Source organism: Rhodococcus sp. USK13, assembly GCF_018343855.1.
Classification (GTDB): Bacteria; Actinomycetota; Actinomycetes; order Mycobacteriales; family Mycobacteriaceae; genus Rhodococcus_F; species Rhodococcus_F oxybenzonivorans.
Genome location: NZ_CP069242.1, coordinates 3,595,194 through 3,613,278 on the forward strand (window position 1 = coordinate 3,595,194; position 18,085 = coordinate 3,613,278).

Annotated in this window: 20 protein-coding genes, 1 tRNA gene, 1 other RNA gene and 1 pseudogene; 17 read left to right on the forward strand and 6 right to left on the reverse strand. The window is 64.8% G+C overall.

All coding sequences use genetic code 11. The features are described 5' to 3' along the window. Nucleotides 1-18: 18 nt before the first annotated feature. From JQT59_RS18955 to JQT59_RS18970, 4 genes and pseudogenes are all read right to left on the reverse strand, one after another. Nucleotides 19-1,224: an acyl-CoA dehydrogenase family protein gene (locus JQT59_RS18955; RefSeq protein ID WP_213571581.1), complete on the reverse strand. Its 1,206-nt coding sequence runs from the start codon at nucleotides 1,222-1,224 to the stop codon at nucleotides 19-21. Between the two features lie 29 nt (nucleotides 1,225-1,253). Then, nucleotides 1,254-2,666, reverse strand: coding sequence for an acyl-CoA dehydrogenase family protein (locus JQT59_RS18960; protein ID WP_213571582.1), 1,413 nt, complete (start codon nucleotides 2,664-2,666; stop codon nucleotides 1,254-1,256). A 153-nt stretch (nucleotides 2,667-2,819) separates the two neighbouring features. Beyond that, on the reverse strand, nucleotides 2,820-3,623 hold the full coding sequence (hisN, locus tag JQT59_RS18965; RefSeq protein WP_159925981.1) for a histidinol-phosphatase: 804 nt from the start codon (nucleotides 3,621-3,623) through the stop codon (nucleotides 2,820-2,822). A 35-nt stretch (nucleotides 3,624-3,658) separates the two neighbouring features. Beyond that, nucleotides 3,659-4,040: pseudogene (locus JQT59_RS18970) on the reverse strand (beta-class carbonic anhydrase); the annotation flags it as partial. A 164-nt stretch (nucleotides 4,041-4,204) separates the two neighbouring features. Between JQT59_RS18970 and prfB the strand changes: the two are divergent. The 15 genes from prfB (at nucleotide 4,205) to JQT59_RS19045 (ending at nucleotide 15,565) form a co-directional block, all read left to right on the forward strand. Further along, nucleotides 4,205-5,311, forward strand: a complete 1,107-nt coding sequence (prfB, locus tag JQT59_RS18975) for a peptide chain release factor 2 (protein ID WP_109331164.1) — start codon at nucleotides 4,205-4,207, stop codon at nucleotides 5,309-5,311. Between the two features lie 6 nt (nucleotides 5,312-5,317). Beyond that, nucleotides 5,318-6,214 carry a mechanosensitive ion channel family protein gene (locus tag JQT59_RS18980; RefSeq protein WP_213571583.1) on the forward strand — a complete coding sequence of 299 codons (897 nt, stop codon included), beginning with the start codon at nucleotides 5,318-5,320 and terminating at the stop codon, nucleotides 6,212-6,214. Then, the gene (locus tag JQT59_RS18985) at nucleotides 6,211-6,681 is read left to right on the forward strand and encodes an Rv3103c transmembrane domain-containing protein (protein WP_213571584.1); all 471 of its coding nucleotides are present in this window, start codon (nucleotides 6,211-6,213) and stop codon (nucleotides 6,679-6,681) included. Before JQT59_RS18980 ends, JQT59_RS18985 begins: the two co-directional genes overlap by 4 nt. Before the next feature lie 55 nt (nucleotides 6,682-6,736). Further along, nucleotides 6,737-7,426, forward strand: a complete 690-nt coding sequence (gene ftsE, locus JQT59_RS18990; RefSeq protein WP_109331159.1) for a cell division ATP-binding protein FtsE — start codon at nucleotides 6,737-6,739, stop codon at nucleotides 7,424-7,426. Nucleotides 7,427-7,489: 63 nt separating this feature from the next. After that, on the forward strand, nucleotides 7,490-8,395 hold the full coding sequence (gene ftsX / locus JQT59_RS18995; RefSeq protein WP_213571585.1) for a permease-like cell division protein FtsX: 906 nt from the start codon (nucleotides 7,490-7,492) through the stop codon (nucleotides 8,393-8,395). Nucleotides 8,396-8,468: 73 nt separating this feature from the next. After that, nucleotides 8,469-8,942, forward strand: a complete 474-nt coding sequence (smpB, locus tag JQT59_RS19000) for an SsrA-binding protein SmpB (protein ID WP_109331155.1) — start codon at nucleotides 8,469-8,471, stop codon at nucleotides 8,940-8,942. After that, nucleotides 8,939-9,805 (forward strand): EamA family transporter, encoded by an 867-nt coding sequence (locus tag JQT59_RS19005; protein ID WP_502939863.1) that lies wholly within the window; start codon nucleotides 8,939-8,941, stop codon nucleotides 9,803-9,805. The genes smpB and JQT59_RS19005 overlap by 4 nt, the downstream gene beginning before the upstream one ends. Before the next feature lie 92 nt (nucleotides 9,806-9,897). Beyond that, nucleotides 9,898-10,269: a transfer-messenger RNA gene (gene ssrA, locus JQT59_RS19010) on the forward strand. A gap of 66 nt (nucleotides 10,270-10,335) precedes the next feature. Further along, a complete protein-coding gene (locus JQT59_RS19015) occupies nucleotides 10,336-10,701 on the forward strand; it encodes a fluoride efflux transporter FluC (RefSeq protein ID WP_213571586.1) in 366 nt (121 codons plus the stop codon). Further along, on the forward strand, nucleotides 10,698-11,042 hold the full coding sequence (gene crcB, locus JQT59_RS19020) for a fluoride efflux transporter CrcB (RefSeq protein ID WP_109331149.1): 345 nt from the start codon (nucleotides 10,698-10,700) through the stop codon (nucleotides 11,040-11,042). Before JQT59_RS19015 ends, crcB begins: the two co-directional genes overlap by 4 nt. 74 nt (nucleotides 11,043-11,116) lie before the next feature. Further along, the gene (gene pgm, locus JQT59_RS19025) at nucleotides 11,117-12,748 is read left to right on the forward strand and encodes a phosphoglucomutase (alpha-D-glucose-1,6-bisphosphate-dependent) (RefSeq protein ID WP_213571587.1); all 1,632 of its coding nucleotides are present in this window, start codon (nucleotides 11,117-11,119) and stop codon (nucleotides 12,746-12,748) included. 66 nt (nucleotides 12,749-12,814) lie between these two features. After that, the gene (locus JQT59_RS19030; RefSeq protein ID WP_213571588.1) at nucleotides 12,815-14,041 is read left to right on the forward strand and encodes an MFS transporter; all 1,227 of its coding nucleotides are present in this window, start codon (nucleotides 12,815-12,817) and stop codon (nucleotides 14,039-14,041) included. Between the two features lie 26 nt (nucleotides 14,042-14,067). Beyond that, nucleotides 14,068-14,556: a MauE/DoxX family redox-associated membrane protein gene (locus JQT59_RS19035; RefSeq protein ID WP_213571589.1), complete on the forward strand. Its 489-nt coding sequence runs from the start codon at nucleotides 14,068-14,070 to the stop codon at nucleotides 14,554-14,556. A 41-nt stretch (nucleotides 14,557-14,597) separates the two neighbouring features. Then, nucleotides 14,598-15,329 (forward strand): DsbA family protein, encoded by a 732-nt coding sequence (locus JQT59_RS19040; protein ID WP_213571590.1) that lies wholly within the window; start codon nucleotides 14,598-14,600, stop codon nucleotides 15,327-15,329. 163 nt (nucleotides 15,330-15,492) lie between these two features. Continuing rightward, a tRNA-Ala gene (locus tag JQT59_RS19045) sits at nucleotides 15,493-15,565 on the forward strand. A gap of 123 nt (nucleotides 15,566-15,688) precedes the next feature. On the opposite strand, the gene JQT59_RS19050 is transcribed toward JQT59_RS19045, so the two are convergent. Next, entirely contained in the window at nucleotides 15,689-15,907 is a 219-nt protein-coding gene (locus JQT59_RS19050) for a hypothetical protein (RefSeq protein WP_213571591.1), read from the reverse strand. Between the two features lie 643 nt (nucleotides 15,908-16,550). Here JQT59_RS19050 and JQT59_RS19055 point away from each other — a divergent pair. Together JQT59_RS19055 and JQT59_RS19060 are read left to right on the forward strand one after the other, a co-directional pair. Then, complete coding sequence (locus JQT59_RS19055; RefSeq protein WP_502939865.1) at nucleotides 16,551-16,814, forward strand: hypothetical protein; 264 nt, start codon at nucleotides 16,551-16,553, stop codon at nucleotides 16,812-16,814. A 56-nt stretch (nucleotides 16,815-16,870) separates the two neighbouring features. Then, complete coding sequence (locus JQT59_RS19060; RefSeq protein ID WP_159926001.1) at nucleotides 16,871-17,077, forward strand: hypothetical protein; 207 nt, start codon at nucleotides 16,871-16,873, stop codon at nucleotides 17,075-17,077. A 241-nt stretch (nucleotides 17,078-17,318) separates the two neighbouring features. Here the strand turns inward: JQT59_RS19060 and JQT59_RS19065 are convergent, their stop codons facing one another. Then, nucleotides 17,319-17,684, reverse strand: a complete 366-nt coding sequence (locus JQT59_RS19065; protein ID WP_213571592.1) for a PAS domain S-box protein — start codon at nucleotides 17,682-17,684, stop codon at nucleotides 17,319-17,321. Nucleotides 17,685-18,085: the final 401 nt, after the last annotated feature.

Here is an 18,085-nt window from a genome sequence, read left to right on the forward strand (position 1 = left end):
GAAACTATTCCTGAGCTGCTACTTCAATTCGGCAGACGACTTCCCCAGCAGGCGGCGGGCCACGATCAGCTGCTGAATCTGCTGCGTGCCCTCGAAGATGTCGAGGATTTTCGAGTCGCGAGCCCACTTCTCGAGAAGCGGACGCTCGGAGTATCCCCACGTGCCGGCAAGTTCGACGGCCTTCACAGTTATCGCTGTTCCGGTGCGACCGGCCTTGGCCTTCGACATGGACGCTTCGAGTGAGTTCGGCTTCTTGTTGTCGGCCATCCAGGTGGCGCGCAGCGCCAGCAGGTAGGCAGCTTCCCAGTCGGCCTCGAGCTGCAGGAATTCTGCGGCGGCCGCGTGCTGGTTGTATGCCGGGGTGTCGTAGGAGATCTCGACCCCCGCGTCGGTGAGGATGTGGCGCAGTTCCTCGAGTGCAGCGCGGCCGAGTCCCACGGCCATGCCGGCGACGATCGGACGGGTGTTGTCGAACGTCTGCATGACGCCGGCAAAACCCTTCTCGACGTTCACCTCGGGCGTACCGAGGAGGTTGTCTTTCGGAATCCGACAGTCCTGCAACAGTAATACCGCGGTGTCGGACGCCTTGATCCCCAGTTTGTGCTCGAGACGCGCGACGCTCAGTCCCGGTGCATCCCGGGGGACGACGAACGATTTGATCGCTGCCCGGCCCTTGGTCTTGTCGACCGTGGCCCATACGACGACGTGCGTGGAACGTTCACCGGCGGTGACGAAGATCTTCTCACCGTTCAGGACGTACTCGTCGCCGTCGAGCACCGCCGTGGTGGTGACCGCGGCGGAGTCCGAACCGAAGCCCGGTTCGGTGATGGCCATCGAGGCCCACACCTTGCCGAACCTCTCGAGCTGCTCATCGGTGGCGACCGCGGCGATCGCAGAGTTGCCGAGACCCTGGTACGGAATGGCGAGTGTGAGTCCCACGTCGCCCCAGCAGGTCTCGATCACGTTCATCAGTGAGGACATGTTGCCCCCGTTGACGTTTCCGATGACCTTGGGCTCGTCACCGCGCCCGAGGGCAGCGCCTGCGGCACCCTTGCCGGAGTCGTTGAGCCCCTCCACCATGGCGGCCATGGTGTCGAGTTCCTTGGGGTAGGCGTGCTCGGCAAGGTCGTACTTGCGCGAGATCGGCCGGAAAATCTCCGCAGCGACCTGATGTGCCTGGTTCGCGGAGGCTTTGAGCTTCTTGGGAAGTTCGAGGTTGATCATGACTGTTTCCTTAGTTCGAATCCGGCCGCTCAGATCAGGACGATGCCTTCGGCAACACCGATGGCGCGAAGGTCGCGGTACCAGCGCTCCACGGGGTGTTCCTTCGTGTAGCCGTGGCCGCCGAGCAACTGCACGCCGTCGAGACCGATCTGCATTCCCTTTTCGGAAGCGAGCTTCCGGGCGAGTGCCGATTCGCGGGCGAACGAGAGGCCCTGTTCCGCCCGTGATGCACCACGCAGCGTGACCAGACGCATTCCGTCGAGCTCGATACCGATGTTGGCGACCATGAAGGCCACTGCCTGACGGTTGCTGATCGGCTCGCCGAACGCCACCCGCTCGTTCACGTACGGGATGACGTAGTCGAGCACGGCCTGGCTGGTGCCCACCGCGAGCGATGCCCAACCGAGGCGGGCGAGGCGGATGGCGTCCGCGTACTCGGCCTTTCGCGCATCGGCGTCACCGTCTCCGAGCAGCGCCGACTCCGGCACCGCGACATCGGTCAGCTCGAGGCGGCCGAGTCCGGCGGCGCGCAGGCCCATGCTCGGATCGGCTTCGACAACGAGTCCCTTGGAGTCGGCCTCGACGATGAAGAAGGACGGCTTGCCGTCCAGTTCTGCTGCCACGATGAACAATTCGGATGTTGCGGCAGCCGGAACCAGGCTCTTCACTCCGTTGAGCCGGTATCCACTCGGCGAGCGGACCGCCTTGGTCTGCAACGCGAACGGATCGAACAGCGCCCGTGGTTCGTTCACGACGACAGCGGCATTGGGAACCTGCTCGCCGGTGAACGCGGGAAGGTACGTCTTCTGCTGGGCGTCGGTACCCCACTGCGTCAGGGCTACCGCGACGCCACTGGGAGCGAGGATCGGAAGCGCCAGGCCCATGTCTCCGTGCGCCAAGGCCTCGGCGACGAGCGAGTTGGTGACGGCTCCGCGCTCACTGGCCGCGCCGTCGAGTTCCTCCGGGACGTTGATCAGGGTGATACCGAGTTCGGCGGCGCGCTTCACGAGATCGGCCGGGGCGGCCGCGGCGGCGTCGGCGTCATGGCCGGCTGGGCGCAGGATCTCGGCGGCGAACTCGCGCACGGTCTCGACGATCATCTGCTGCTCGTCGGTCGGGGTCAGGTCGAAATAGCCCGCTGCAGCGCTCGGATTGCCGGGGAGCCGTTTCGGCGCGCCCCCGCCGGACACCTTCTTGAAACCGCGGGTGGCGGCACCGAGGGTTCGGAAACCTGTCTTCGTGCCTTCGTAGGTCACCCGATCGATCGTCTGACGCAAGTTGTACTTCTCTGCCAGATCGGAACCCGTGATCTTGGTCAACACTCGCATCGCGGCACCCATGGCGTCGCGCCTGACGGGGTTGAGTCCGACCGCGGACGTGTCGCGGGGCTTCCGCTTTCCGCTGTCGTGGGGGGCAACTGTGTCTTGCTTGCTCATGATCACCAGCTGTTTCTCGGTGTTCGGGCGTGGACACCAGCTATCTTACTCAGCAGTAAGGTTGGTGTCTACTATTGAGTAAGTTCCGGGCGTCAGGTCCCTGAACGGCGAACGGCCCGGCCTGAAGTTCCAGGCCGGGCCGTTCGTCGTTCGGCGATGTCAGTGAGCGTGCAGGTGGGGCTTTCGTAGGCGGTCGAGGACCTCGTCGTGCAGCAGGCCGTTGGTGGCCACAGCGCTTCCGCCGTGCGGTCCGTCAGCACCGGTGAGGTCGGTGAAGCGCCCGCCCGCCTCCCGGATCAGTACATCCAGCGGAGCGAGGTCCCACAGCGAGACCTCGGGTTCCGCGGCGATGTCGACGGCGCCCTCGGCGAGCAGACAATAGGAGAAGAAGTCGCCGAAGCCACGGACCCGCCAGACGTCGTCGGTGAGGGAGAGGAACTGCTCGCGGATGCCGAGATCCCTCCACCCCGACAGGCTCGAGAACGTGAGACTCGCCGATTCGAGTCGGTCCACGGCGGAGACGGAAATACGGCTCGGCGCGGCCCCTGCGAACGAGGCCCAGGCGCCGGCGCCCGCTGCCGCCCACCATCGGCGAGCCAGTGCAGGAGCGCTGACCACGCCTACGACGGGCACTCCGTCGTCGAGGAGGGCGACGAGAGTTGCCCACACGGGAACGCCGCGGACGAAGTTCTTGGTCCCGTCGATCGGGTCCACCACCCACTGACGTCCCGAGAATTGGGCATCGCCGCCGAATTCCTCACCCAGCACGGCATCGCCCGGGCGCTCCGATTCGAGCGTCGACCGGACCGCCCGCTCCACCGCCAGGTCGGCGTCGGACACCGGAGTCAGGTCGGGTTTGTCGTCGACCGCGAGATCGAGAGCGCCGAACCGGGCCGTGGTGATCGCGTCCGCCTCGTCTGCGATGTGGAGTGCGAGCTGGAGGTCGGCGTCGAGGTCGGTCACGGTTGCACAGATTACTCGGCGGCGCCCGCCCAACTTCAGCCGCTCGTGACTTCCCTGAGCTTTCCCGTGGCCACGTCGAACACGAATCCGCGCAGTGAGGTGGTGGCCGTGATGAAGGGACTCGACTCGATCCGGCGCAGCGACTGCCGGACGTCTTCGTCGAGGTCCGAGAATGTCTCGGCCGCCCAGCTAGGCTTCAGCCCTGTCTCGTCCTGAATGGATCGCTTGAAGTCGTCGTCTGTGAAGGTCAGCATCCCACAGTCGGTGTGATGGATCAGGATGATCTCCGTGGTGCCGAGTAGCCGCTGACTGATGGCGAGTGAGCGGATCTCGTTGTCCGTCACCACCCCGCCTGGCGTTTCGGATCACGTGGCTCTCTCCTTCCTGGAGGCCGAGGATCCGGTACAACTCCGTCCGGGGAAACTGCGGAATGGGGACCGCACAGGCATGTGCGCACCCGTGCATCGAACGCCTGGCACGTCGGCGACCGCAAGGGTTCGCATCGGCTGATCGGAAGGGGTGACTGCAGTTGCGCGCGGGGGTGAAATCGCCCGCAGAATTACCCGGTAACCTTGAACACCGTGCATCCCGACGTATCTGCAGAACTAGGCGAGCTCGACACCACCCTCCGTACCGTCGAATCGGTGCTGGATGTGGAGGAGCTGCGTCGCCGCATCGACGAACTCGAACACCAGGCGGCCGACCCTGACCTGTGGAACGACCAGGAGCATGCACAGCAGGTCACCAGCCAGCTCTCGCACTCGCAGGCCGAACTGCGCCGCGTCGAGGAGCTGCGCCAGCGGCTCGACGACCTTCCTCTTCTCTACGAGCTCGCGGAGGAGGATGCGGGTGCCGAGGCGCTCGCCGACGCCGATGCCGAGAGGGAGTCGCTGCGGGCCGACATCGAGGCCATGGAAGTCAAAACCATGCTGTCCGGCGAGTACGACCAGCGTGACGCGCTGGTCAACATTCGATCCGGCGCAGGAGGTATCGATGCCGCAGACTGGGCCGAGATGCTGATGCGTATGTACATTCGGTGGGCGGAGAAGCACGGCTACGGGGTCGAGGTCTACGACACCTCGTATGCCGAGGAGGCCGGAATCAAGAGCGCGACGTTCGCGATCAAGGCGCCGTATACCTACGGCACCCTGTCGGTGGAAATGGGCACCCACCGCCTTGTGCGGATCAGCCCCTTCGACAACCAGGGGCGTCGGCAGACGTCCTTCGCCGAGGTGGAAGTACTGCCGGTCGTCGAGACCACCGACCACATCGACGTGAACGAGAACGACGTCCGCGTCGACGTCTACCGCTCCTCCGGTCCGGGTGGGCAGTCGGTCAACACCACCGACTCGGCGGTGCGCCTGACGCACATTCCGACTGGAATCGTCGTCACCTGTCAGAACGAGAAGTCGCAGCTGCAGAACAAGGTGTCGGCGATGCGGGTCCTGCAGGCGAAGTTGCTCGAGGTCAAGCGGAAGGAGGAGCGCGCGGAGATGGATGCATTGAAGGGCGACGGCGGCAGTTCGTGGGGCAATCAGATGCGTTCCTACGTGCTGCACCCCTACCAGATGGTGAAGGACCTGCGTACCGAGTACGAGGTCAACAACCCGTCGGCCGTCCTCGACGGCGACATCGACGGATTCCTGGAGTCCGGCATCCGGTGGCGGATGCGCGAGAACCAGGCCTAGACGCCTATGGAGATCACCGCAACCATGTTCGCTCCCACTCGGAATCTTCTCGACTGGCTCAGCTCCACAGGGCTGGCCGTGTCGTTGACGGTGCTCGGTGCCCTACTGATGGCCAGACTCGTCAGCTGGGGCGGCGACAAGATCACCGACCGCATCGACAACAGCTACATGCAGGGCGACGCCCTGGTCCGATCCGAGACCACCAAGCACAGACACTCGGTGGCTCAGGTGATCACCTGGGTGGTCATCACCATCATCTATGTCATCGCCACCATGAAGGTGCTCGATCAGCTCAGCTTGCCGATCGGCAGTCTCGTGGCGCCGGCCACCGTACTCGGTGCGGCGCTAGGTTTCGGCGCGCAGCGCGTGGTTCAGGACATCCTCGCCGGATTCTTCATCATCACCGAACGTCAGTACGGCTTCGGTGACACGGTCCGGCTCGCCGTCACCGGGGCCTCGGACGACGCCGAAGGTGTCATCGAGGACGTGACGCTGCGTGTGACGCGGATGCGGAACACCGACGGCGAAGTCATCACCGTCCCCAACGGCCAGATCGTCAAGGCGATCAACCTGTCGAAGGACTGGGCGCGCGCCGTGATCGACGTTCCGGTGCCCGCGGCCGCCGACATCAACCAGGTCAACGAGGTACTGCACCAGGTCGGCGTCGAAGCATTTGCGGATCGCGGACTGAAGAAGCTGCTGCTCGACGAGCCGACGGTGATGGGTGTCGAACGCCTGACCGTCGACGAGGTGAGCGTTCGTATGGTCGCCCGGACCCTTCCGGGTAAGCAATTCCAGGTCGGGCGTGCTCTCCGGGTGCGCGTCGCCAGCGCGATGCGCCGGCAGGGGATCACCGTGTCCCCGGACCTGCAGACCGTCCGGGTGGGGGAGGACGCGGTATGAGTGAAGAACCGAGGCGCGGACTCGATCGGATCCTGCACTCGCATGTCCTTCCGTCGAAGCTGTTCGGCGGACGGGTACGGACGTCGACGCTGGTGCTGTGCTTGCTGTGGGTAGCGCTGTACACCCTGTACACCTCGCTCAATCCCGCCGAGGACGCTGGACAGGCACCCCCGCCGGCCCCGACCATCACCACTCCCGTGCCCAGTGAGGAACAGGTTCCGGTGACATCACTGCCGTCGTCGACGGTCGACACCCCGACCGAGATCACCGAGACGACGGAGTCGACCACTACCGAGCCGACGCCCCAATCCACCCCCGGGTTGACGATGCCGTCGCAGAGCACGCAGCCGACCACGACCACGCAGCCGTTCGGATTGCCGCAACTCTTCCCCGCTCCTGCAGCACCCGGGACGCCGACGACGATGTCCCCGGTCCCGACCGCGCCCAGCTCGCAGACCGGACCATGACGCTCGGCCTGCGCTTCACTTGGTCACTGTTCGATAACGTCTAGACTGGCTCCTCGTGATCAGCGTCGAGAATGTGTCGAAGTCGTACAAGACCTCCACGAGACCCGCCCTGGACAAGGTGAGCGTCGAAGTGGACAAGGGTGAGTTCGTCTTCCTCATCGGCCCGTCGGGCTCGGGCAAGTCGACCTTCATGCGTCTGCTCCTCAAGGAGGAATCACCGACCTCGGGCGACATTCACATCGCCGATTTCCACGTCAACAAGCTGTCGGCTCGGCGGGTGCCCAAGTTGCGTCAGAGCATGGGCGTGGTGTTTCAGGACTTCCGGCTTCTGCAGAAGAAGACGGTGTCGGAGAACGTCGCCTTCGCTCTGGAGGTGATCGGAAAGCCGCGGGCGATGATCGCGCGCACGGTTCCCGAGGTACTCGAGATGGTGGGTCTGTCCGGCAAGGCGGACCGTTTGCCGACCGAACTCTCCGGTGGTGAGCAGCAGCGCGTCGCGATTGCGCGGGCGTTCGTGAATCGGCCGTTGGTGTTGCTGTGCGACGAGCCCACCGGCAACCTCGACCCGGAGACCAGCCAGGACATCATGTTGTTGCTCGAGAGGATCAACCGCACGGGCACGACCGTGGTGATGGCGACGCACGATCATCACATCGTCGACTCGATGCGTCGTCGAGTGGTCGAACTGGACCTCGGAAGAGTGGTGCGGGACGAAGCCCGAGGTGTGTACGGCGTGGGGCGTTAGCCGCCCGCCCTCCCTCGACGCCAGCCCGTCCGCAAGCCATTCGACGAAGGACTCCGATTACCGATGCGTGCCAGTTTCATTGTCAGTGAGCTCCTCACCGGACTCCGTCGCAACGTCACCATGACGATCGCGATGATCCTCACCACCGCGATCTCCCTCGGGCTGTTCGGAAGCGGACTCCTCGTGGTGCAGATGGCGGGCAAGACACAGCAGATCTTCCTCGACCGGGTGGAGGTGCAGATTTTCCTCACGGACGACATCTCCACCTCGGACCCCGGCTGCGAGGCGGAGATCTGCCGTTCGCTACGCACGGAACTCGACGACACCCCGTCAGTGGTATCGGTGGAGTACCTCAACCGGGACGATGCCGTGAAGGACGCGACGGAGCGGGTGTTCAAGGATCAGCCCGAGCTCGCTGCACTGGTCAGCCCGGACAGCTTCCCTGCGTCGTTCAAGGTCAAGCTGAGCGACCCCGAACGGTTCGGGGTGATCAACGACCAGTTCGGTACCCGTCCCGGGGTCGAGAGCGTGCTCAACCAACGTGAACTGGTCGAGCGTCTCTTCAGCGTCCTCAACGGGGTCCGCAATGCGGCGTTCGCGATCGCCGTCGTGCAGGCGGTCGCCGCTGTGCTTCTCATCGCGAACATGGTGCAGATCGCGGCGTTCACCCGGCGGACGGAAGTCGGGATCATGCGGTTGGTGGGCGCTACCCGGTGGTACACGCAGTTGCCGTTCCTCCTCGAGGCGGTGGTCGCGGCGGTGATCGGTGCCATACTCGCCATCGTGGGCTTGTTCACCGCGAAGAACATGTTCATCGACGACGTGCTGGCCGATGTGTACGAGGCGAACATTGTCGCCCGGATCTCCAACAGCGACGTGCTGTTCGTCTCACCCGTGCTCCTGCTGGTCGGTGTGGGCATGGCGGCGGTCACCGCCTACGTGACGTTGCGCTTGTATGTGCGCGAATAATTCGGTTTGCTCCCTCTCCTATGCTGGAGACAACGAACTGCTCATGAACATCGCGGACTGAAAGGCCCGGAACGTGAAGGAAAAGGGCCGCAAGGTCATTGCGACCAACCGCAAGGCGCGTCACAACTACGCCATCATCGACACCTACGAAGCGGGCATCGCACTCGTGGGAACCGAGGTGAAGAGCCTGCGCGAGGGAAAGGCGTCGCTCGTCGACGCATTCGCCACCGTCGACAACGGCGAGGTGTGGCTGCGATCGCTCCACATTCCCGAGTACACCCAGGGCACGTGGACCAACCACGCGCCACGGCGCACCCGGAAGCTATTGCTGCACAAGCGTGAGATCGATCACCTCGTCGGGAAGACGAGAGAGGGTAATCAGACCCTCGTGCCCCTGTCGATGTACTTCTCGGACGGCAAGGTCAAGGTGGAACTTGCGCTCGCGAAGGGTAAACAGGATTACGACAAGCGTCAGGATTTGGCCAAGCGCACCGCCGAACGTGAGGTGACCCGCGAACTCGGACGACGAGTCAAGGGAATGCGCTGACCGGCGTCCTGCTCGCGCTGGTCGCTGCCATCGGCTACGGCGTGAGCGATTTCGTCGGTGGAGTGGCCTCTCGGCGGGTGGCTGCACTGCGGGTGGTCATCGTCTCGTATCCGTTGTCGCTGTTGATCGTGCTGGTGATCGCGCCGTTCGTGGCGGGCACGTTCACCACCTCGTCCCTGTTGTGGGGCGCGGTCTCCGGCGTGGCCGGTGGTGTCGCCGTGTGGTGGTTCTATCTGGCGCTGGCGGCAGGCCCGATGTCGGTGGTGTCGCCGTTGACTGCCGTCCTGGTGGCAGGCATCCCTGTTCTCGTCGGTCTCGCTTTCGGGGAACGGCCCGGATCGATTGCGTACGCCGGGATTGCTGTCGCGCTCGTCGCCGTCGTGCTGGTCAGCCGAGAGTCGCCCGACGAGACGGCCGGCGAGGTGGCGGGTGGGCGAGTGCTCACGTTCACGAAGTCCGTCGCGCTGCTGACCGTCGGTTCCGGTGTCGCCTTCGCCATCGCGTTCGTGGCGCTGCACCAGATCGGTGCCGAGGGCGGGTTGTGGCCCCTGGCCGTCTCGCGCGCCGCCGCCACAGCCGTGGTGTGGGTGGTGGCGCTGGCGTCCGGTCATTTCCTTCTGCCACACGGAGAGCCGATGAAGCTCGCCGTCTACGTCAGTTTCCTCGATGTCGCGGCCAACGCCGCAATGCTCTACGCATTCCAGGGCGGGTTGCTCTCCTTGGTCAGTGTGATCGGATCGCTGTACCCCGCAGCGACCGTGCTGCTGGCCATGGTGATGCTCGGCGAACGGGTGAGCAAGGTGCAACAGGCCGGAATGCTGCTGGCGCTGGCGGCCGTCGGGATGATCGCCGTCGCCAGTTGAGACCGCCCACACGCCGCTGCAGACAAGTGGGATGAAACCGCGCCGGGTTCGCGTTACACTGGGTGGCCCCCCGAGAGTCGTGGGGGACGTACGGGGCTGAACGGTTTCGACTGCGTACGTTGAGGTAGGGGAAGCGTGTCGGTGCAGGCAAGAGACCACCGTAAGCGTCGCTGCAAACATATAAGCGCCGATTCCAATCAGCGCGACTACGCACTCGCTGCCTAAGTAGCGACTGCGTGTCTGTCAGTCCGGGTTCGCCCTCGGCCCGGGTACTGGCATCAGCTAGAGGGCTTTACCGTTCGGCTCGGTCGCGGAGCCGAACGGGACAACTCACAGCGACTGGGATCGTCATCCTGGCTTGTTTGCGAGACTGGGAGATCCAAGTAGAGGCATAGCAAACTGCACACGGAGAAGCCCTAGCTTTGCTGCGTAGGACCCGGGTTCAATTCCCGGCAGCTCCACCCCGAATCCGGGCCGGACACCACACCAGGTGTCCGGCCCGAATCGTGTCCGCGAGGGAAGGAACGCCGGTGCCCGTGTCGAAATCCGTCCTCGTGGTCGCCGCGGGAGGAGCGCTCGGAGCCACCGTACGGTTCATTCTGGCCCAGCAGTGGCCCGGTATCTGGACCATTCTGGCCATCAACGTCGTCGGTTCGTTGCTGCTCGGGTACCTCGCCGAGATGCTCGGGCCGGACCGACCGTTGCGGCTGTTCCTCGGGGTCGGTGTCCTCGGCGGATTCACCACGTTCTCGACCTTTGCCGTCGATGCCGTGGGGGAGGATGCCGGCCGCGCCGCGCTGTATGTGACGGCTACTCTGCTGCCTGCCCTCCTGGCGGCACGACTGGGCATGCTCGTCGGCCACCGCCATCGCCGGGCTCGTGGAGCGCTCGTATGACCCTGCTCCTCGTTGCCCTCGGTGGTGGGCTCGGATCCGCCGTCCGCTACCTCGCTGCGCGCTATGTGGTGCCGTACCGCAGCTTTCCCGTCGCCACCTTCGTGGTGAACATCAGCGGTTGCCTGATCCTCGGAATGGTGTCGGGCGCAGCGATGTCTGCGCAGCTGTTCGCGTTGTTCGGCACCGGTTTCTGCGGGGGCCTCACCACCTATTCCACCTTCGCGGTCGAGTCGGTCGGGCTCGCGCGTATCCGGCGCACCGTGACCTCACTCCTTTACGTGGTGGCCAGCGTCGGCGCCGGATTGGGCGCCGCCTGGCTCGGCTTCCGATGGACGTATTGATCGCGGACTGTGCCGCGAGGGTGCAGGATGGGACCGATAGTCGAGTACGACATCGTCGACGTGGAGGAGGTCTCGTGGCGCACGACAGGGCGGGTCAGGTGGCACTGCCGGAGGATCTGGTGGACATTGCGCATCTGGTCACTGCGTACTACAGCCGTGTGCCCGATCCCGAAAACCCCTTGCAGCAGGTGCTGTTCGGGACTTCCGGGCACCGCGGATCGAGCCTCGACTCCGCATTCAACGAGGCCCACATCCTCGCCACGACGCAGGCCATCGTCGAATACCGGGCGTCGCAGGGTATCGACGGTCCGCTGTTCCTGGGTCGCGATACGCACGCGCTGTCCGAACCCGCCTGGATGTCGGCACTCGAGGTGCTGGCCGCCAATGACGTGACGGTGCTCATCGATTCACGGGACCGCTACACGCCGACCCCCGCGGTCAGCCACGCCATCCTGCGGTACAACAGCAGCCGTCCCGAGTCCGAGGCGGACGGGATCGTGGTGACGCCCTCGCACAATCCGCCGCGCGACGGCGGATTCAAGTACAACCCACCACACGGGGGTCCCGCTGGTTCCGAGGCGACAACGATCATCGCCGACCGCGCGAACGAATTACTGCGCCGCGATCTGTCGGGAGTCAAGCGCGCGTCCGCGGAGCGGGCCATGCAGCGCGCGGAGCGATACGACTTCCTCCGCTTCTACGTCGACGACCTACCGAGCGTGCTCGACCTCGATGCCATTCGCCGCGAGGGAGTGCGGATCGGAGCCGATCCGCTGGGCGGTGCGAGTGTCGACTACTGGGGTGCCATCGCCGACACGCATCATCTCGATCTCGAAGTCGTGAACCCGCTCGTGGACCCCACTTGGCGGTTCATGACTCTCGACACAGACGGCAAGATTCGTATGGACTGCTCGTCCCCGGATGCCATGGCGTCCCTGATCGGAGCACGGGACCGCTTCGACATCGCCACGGGAAACGATGCCGACGCGGACCGGCACGGAATCGTCACTCCCGACGGCGGACTGATGAACCCCAACCACTATCTCGCCGTAGCCATCGACTACCTGTTCGCCCACCGGCCGGGGTGGGGTCCGGCGGTGCGGGTGGGCAAGACACTCGTCAGTTCGTCGATGATCGACCGGGTGGTCGACAGCCTCGGCCGCGACCTGCTCGAGGTCCCGGTGGGTTTCAAGTGGTTCGTCCCCGGACTTCTCGAGGGATCACTCGGATTCGGCGGGGAGGAGAGCGCGGGGGCGTCGTTCCTGCGACACGACGGCCGGGTGTGGAGCACCGACAAGGACGGCATCATCCTCGCGCTGCTCGCCTCCGAAATCACGGCGGTCACCGGTAAGACACCATCGGTTCGTTACGGGGAGCTGGCAGAGAAGTTCGGCAGTCCGGCGTATGCCCGTATCGATGCGCCCGCGACGCGGGAGCAGAAAGCAGTCCTGGCCAAGCTGTCGCCGGAACAGGTGACGGCAACCGAACTCGCGGGGGAGCCCATCACCGCGACCCTGACGACTGCTCCGGGAAACGGGGCACCGCTCGGCGGGTTGAAGGTCACCACGGCCAACGCGTGGTTTGCCGCGCGGCCGTCGGGAACCGAGGACGTGTACAAGATCTACGCCGAATCGTTCGAAGGTCCCGAGCATCTCGCACAGGTGCAGGCGGCCGCCAAGGAACTGGTGGCCGACGCGCTGCGGTGACCCCGCGCCGAGGCGATCCGGGGTGAGTGTCTTCGTGTCGGCGGCTGCACATAGCATCGATTCCCGATGAACACTCGTGAAGCTGGGCCGCTCTCCGGGACCAAACCCCGACTTCCCTCGGAAATCTGGGTGCTGGTGTCGGCCAGCTTCGTCATCGCATTGGGTTTCGGCATCGTCGCGCCGGCGCTGCCGCAGTTCGCGCGCAGCTTCGACGTCAGCGTGACGGCCGCGACGGTCGTGATCTCGTCCTTCGCCTTCATGCGGCTGGTGTTCGCCCCGCTCAGTGGGCGGCTGGTGCAGAAGTTGGGCGAGCGCCCGGTCTACATCACCGGTCTGCTGATCGTTGCAGCGTCCACAGCGGCGTGCGCGGTGGCAGGCGACTACTGGCAGCTGTTGATCTTCCGCGCACTGGGCGGGATCGGCTCGACGATGTTCACCGTGTCCGCGATGGGTCTCGTCATCCGGATCGCACCGGTCGACAGTCGCGGCCGGGTATCCGGGTTGTATGCCACAAGTTTCCTGCTGGGCTCGATCAGCGGACCGCTCGTCGGCGGGCTGCTCGTCGGATTCGGTCTGCGTGTCCCGTTCGTCATCTACGCCATCGCCCTCGTGATCGCCGCCGCAGTCGTTTTCGTCAGCCTGAGGGGATCGCATCTCACCGCACCGGACGCCACCGCTGCGGGGGCCGCCATGACCTTGCGGGAGGCCTCGAGATCGTCCGTGTACCGCGCCGCGCTCGGATCCAACTTCGCCTTCGGTGGGGTCATCTTCGGCGTACGGGTCGCGATGGTCCCGCTATTCGTCGTCGAGGCGCTCCACCGCGAGGAAGCGCTCGCCGGAATCGCACTCGCCGTGTTCGCCGTCGGCAACGCGCTGGTCCTCATCGTGTCGGGAAGGCTTTCCGACACCTACGGGAGGAAGCTCTTCGTCGTGCTCGGCCTCCTGGTGTGCGGGGCGAGCACCGTCGGCATGGGATTCAGCGAGGATCTCGTCGTTTTCCTCGTGCTCTCCGGTGTCGCGGGTATCGGGTCCGGCATCATGAGTCCCGCCCAGCAGGCGGCCGTGGCGGACGTCGTGGGTGCGAAGTCGCGTGGCGGGCCTGTGCTCGCCACGTTCCAAATGGTGGCCGACGTGGGCGGCGTTCTCGGTCCGGTCGGCGCCGGTCTACTCGCCCAGCACCTGTCCTACGCAGTCTCCTTTGCCGTTACGGGTGGTGTGATGCTCGTCGCCGCAGCAGGCTGGATGCTGGTGCCGAACAAGCCGGCCCCGAAGGTGTCGGTCGAAGCGCTCTGACCGGCGACGTCTGTACTCTCGTTTCGGTGTGGATCAGGATCGTCTCCCTCGTCGCCCGCGTGTCCCTCGCCGTCGTCTGGCTCGTCTCCGGCGCGCTCAAGGTGGCGGATCCCGCACAAACGATCATCGCGGTTCGCGCCTACCAACTGCTCCCGGAAGAGCTCGTCCGTCCCGTTGCCAACGCCCTACCGTTCTTCGAAATCGCCCTCGGACTACTGCTTCTGATCGGGCTCGGGGTCCGGGCCACGGCGGTGGTGTCGGCGACCCTCCTGCTCGTCCTCGTCGGCGTCATCATTTCGGTGTGGGCGCGTGGCCTGTCCATCGACTGCGGTTGTTTCGGCGGTGGGGGAGCGGCCGACGTCGACGGCTGGGACTACACCAAGGAAATCCTGCGGGACATCGGATTCCTCGCGCTGGCGGCCTGGTTGATCGTGTTCCCCCGTACTCCGTTCGCGCTGGGGCCCGCGTCGCGGGCGCCTTTCTCAGTGGCCCCTCAGCCGACGATGGCAGAGTAAGCACCTGGTAAATCGATCCGACATCGAAGGACTGCATCCACGTGAGCTCGAAGAACAAGTACACCCCGCAGCCGGAGTCCAGCCGGTCCACCTACATTCTCGGTGGGCTCGCCGTACTCGTCATCGCAGCCCTCGTGATAGGCGGCGTGATCTGGCAGAACAACCGAAGCAAGCCGCGCAACGACGGTTACGGGGGAGTGCAGAACTCCGAGGTCCGAGTGTCGGTCGAAGACAACGGCGTGGTGCTCCTCGGCCGTCCCGACGCAGCCACCACGATCGATCTGTTCGAGGACCCGATGTGTCCCTATTGCGCCGAGTTGGAGAACAAGAACGGGCAGGAACTGGCCAAGGCGGTCGACGACGGGAAAGTGGCTGTCCGCTACCACATTCTGAACTTCCTCAATCGGTTGTCGGCCAGCGGTGACTACTCCACGCGCGCTGTCGCGGCGTCACAGTGCGTTGCGGCTACCGGTGACGCGTCGGTGTACTCGGACTTCCACGCCGCCCTGTTCGCGCCCGAGAACCAGCCGGCGGAGAACGGCGATTCCGACCACTCCAACGAGGAACTGGCGCAGATGGCCCGCGACGCCGGAGCGTCCGACGAGGCCGCGCAGTGCATCACTACCGGGGCGAAGGTCGAGCAGGCTGCGATCGACGCGGAGGCCGGCCGTCAAGCTCTGAGCGCGAGCGGCGCAACCGGCACTCCGGCAGTGGTTCAGGACGGCACCGTCATCGACGCGCTCTCCAACGAGAACTGGGTGTCCCAGCTGTAGGCGGCTCCGCCGCCCGTGCGCCTTTCTGGTTGTCCCGGCAACCACAAAGGCGCACGGGTGCGAAGCGCCTCTGAGCAGGCGATTTGTTGGCCAGGTCGACGATGGTGTAACTTTCTTCGAGCACGCGGAAGTCATTCCTGGTGCGAGAGAAAGAACTGAATACGGGGCTATGGCGCAGCTGGTAGCGCACCACACTGGCAGTGTGGGGGTCAGGGGTTCGAGTCCCCTTAGCTCCACCCACTGAGAAGTCCCCCACCATGCATCGCATGGTGGGGGACTTCTTCATGTGCGTGACCACACGCATTTCCCATGGTCTTCGTCCGCTGCTGCCGGTCGGGGCAGTCGAACCTGGCCGGCGGCTAGCCCGTTGCCTTCCCGGGCAGCAGAAGCTGTTGTTCGACGGCGGCGACGACGGCGCATCCCGGGCAGAGAGTGGTGCCGTCCGTGACCCAGCCGTTCAACCGGGCTGTGCAGCGGGCAGCGGTTCGACTGTCAGCCAGGGCGCGGTACGTGTGATCGCAGTGGTCACAATGGAAGTCCCACGCGCGGGGGCGCGAGGGGACAGTTTCACCGCTCATGTGACGCTCCGATCACCCCACACGACGCGTTCCCACCAACTGCTCAGTGGACTCGGATCCGGCCAGCGCACACACTCTTCGGTATGTGCTGTTCGATGGTCGCGTCGGTCTTTCACCTCGGAAGATCCGTGCTTGCGGTACCGCACAGCTGTGCACCTCCCCATTACCCGGCGTGCCCGCCACGGCGACGGACACGGATGCCTGTGCATCTCGGAAATTAGCACTCACATCGGTCGCGTGCCAGCGCTACCGATCGGTAACGACAAAGTAACCAGCATGGGCAGTCTGTTAGCTGTCGCTGTGCACCTCCTCTGAATTGGCACTCAATATAGGAGAGTGCTAAATTCTTGGTGCGCAGCGATGCCGCATCCGACCAGGTGGCAGGCGCTTGTGGACCGAACCCGGAAGATGGATAGCTGTGCTTCACTTCGGGCCCGGTCCGCAGTCCCGCTCGGTCGCCGACGCTTAGCTGAGGGCAGTCGCGGTCGGATCACGCGCAACGGCGCGTCGGTGAGTCGCTGTCTATCACGCGCCCCGGCACTGTCCCCGTACGTCTGCACGGAGAGGATTTACCGCAACCATGACCATGACTACGTCACCGTCTCCCTCGTCCGATCGCCGGCGCGGCCACCTGCCATGGCTGATGACGTCGACGCGGCCTCTCGGCGCCTACTGCAACGACGTCTCGGTGATGCTCGGCGCGCTGTCGATTGTGATGTTCTGGATGTTCGGCTTCGGCATTCTCCTCGGGGCCGGAGCCATAGCGACGGGCGTCGTTGCATCTCGAAATCCGTCGGTCGAGGCGGACGAGTCGACATCCCTGGAGGCTCTGATCGGCATACTCACCGGTGCCTTCGGAATCGCGCTCGGAATCGTCTTTCTCGCTGCCGCCCTGCCCCACATGTGAAGTAGCTGCGTCGGCGATCTCGGGTCGGGACGTTGTCGCAGTGGGACACTGGCAGTATGACTTTCACCGTGACACATCGGTCGTTCGACCAACTGGCAGAGTTCGCCGTCACCGACTTCAGCGGCGACGACACCTACAGCATCCATGACAGTGGTGCGCTCGTCATCGTCCGCGAAGACCGGGAACTGGTCTATGCGCCGGGAAGTTGGTTCCTGGTGGAGCGCGCCGACGGCAGTGCGGGGGCCCCGGGCAACTACATGTGATAGAACATACGTTCGATTAACGTGTAGATTCGGTTCTGTGACGCGCCGGACCGAGCTCGCCCCACGGCGATGCCCCAACGGGCACCTGCTCGGTGCCAACACCTGCCTTGTCGGGTGGGAAGTGTGCGACTGCGGCACGTCGAAGAACGGCGGGCACCGCACGCATTTCTGCCGGCGGTGTGGTGCCACGATCCGCACCCCGCCTTGTCGCAGTCGGCCGACCGGTCAGGGTCGGTAGGTGTCAGATTTTCTGCTTGACGGACCGCGGGTTGCCCCAGATGGTGTCGGATTGATCCTGGAGAACCAGAACGACCAACGTCTCATCGCCCACGTCGAAGGCGGACACCGCGACGTGAACCCAGAGCCAATGGTCATTACGGTGACGGATACGCAGGTGTGCCGTCGCGCTTGCCCTCTCACCACCCAGGGAGCGGGCGAGCATCGCGCTCCACAGGTCACTGTCGTCGGGATGGAAGAGTTGTTCGTGCCGGAGACTGTCGAACTCGTCGACGCCGGCGCCGATCAGAGCGGCGCAGGCCGAGTTGCGGAAGATGACCTGGCGGTTCTTGTCGTGGACGCTGATCGCATGCGGGATTGATTCGAGCATGGCAGCGAATCCTTCGCTATCGAGTTGTGCCACTCGCCCCCCTTGGGTCTCGGGAACATCATCGGGCTCGGTGTCGGGACCGTTACCGAGTCGCATGTGTGCCGACCGAGCAGATGACCATCCAGCGCGGGGCGCGATCACTGGCTAGGGTTGGCGCGTGCGCTTCGTCACGATCGTCCAGTCGTCCGCATTTGTGCCGGTCTGGCTACGGACTCTCTTGTTGCTGGCTGCCGGCGCGTAGGTATGGGGTGCCGGGATCTACTCAGGATGCTATTTCGGCAGCAAAGATGTCAGTCTAGGTCTTGGTACCTTCATCAACCGCGGAGTGCTGTTCGATGGCACCGCAACCATCACGCTCGGTCGGCAAGTGGCGGTCGGTCACCGTGTCCAGTTCATTACCA

Bases quoted from the DNA above. Each gene is read 5' to 3' on its own strand.
- JQT59_RS19030 (WP_213571588.1), top strand. From the start codon at position 12,815: ATGAACACTCGTGAAGCTGGGCCGCTCTCCGGGACCAAACCCCGACTT.
- JQT59_RS19050 (WP_213571591.1), bottom strand. From the start codon at position 15,907: ATGAGCGGTGAAACTGTCCCCTCGCGCCCCCGCGCGTGGGACTTCCAT.
- JQT59_RS19060 (WP_159926001.1), top strand. From the start codon at position 16,871: ATGACTTTCACCGTGACACATCGGTCGTTCGACCAACTGGCAGAGTTC.
- JQT59_RS19055 (WP_502939865.1), top strand. From the start codon at position 16,551: ATGACGTCGACGCGGCCTCTCGGCGCCTACTGCAACGACGTCTCGGTG.
- JQT59_RS18980 (WP_213571583.1), top strand. From the start codon at position 5,318: ATGGAGATCACCGCAACCATGTTCGCTCCCACTCGGAATCTTCTCGAC.
- JQT59_RS19065 (WP_213571592.1), bottom strand. From the start codon at position 17,684: ATGCTCGAATCAATCCCGCATGCGATCAGCGTCCACGACAAGAACCGC.
- JQT59_RS18955 (WP_213571581.1), bottom strand. From the start codon at position 1,224: ATGATCAACCTCGAACTTCCCAAGAAGCTCAAAGCCTCCGCGAACCAG.
- JQT59_RS18985 (WP_213571584.1), top strand. From the start codon at position 6,211: ATGAGTGAAGAACCGAGGCGCGGACTCGATCGGATCCTGCACTCGCAT.
- crcB (WP_109331149.1), top strand. From the start codon at position 10,698: ATGACCCTGCTCCTCGTTGCCCTCGGTGGTGGGCTCGGATCCGCCGTC.
- ftsX (WP_213571585.1), top strand. From the start codon at position 7,490: ATGCGTGCCAGTTTCATTGTCAGTGAGCTCCTCACCGGACTCCGTCGC.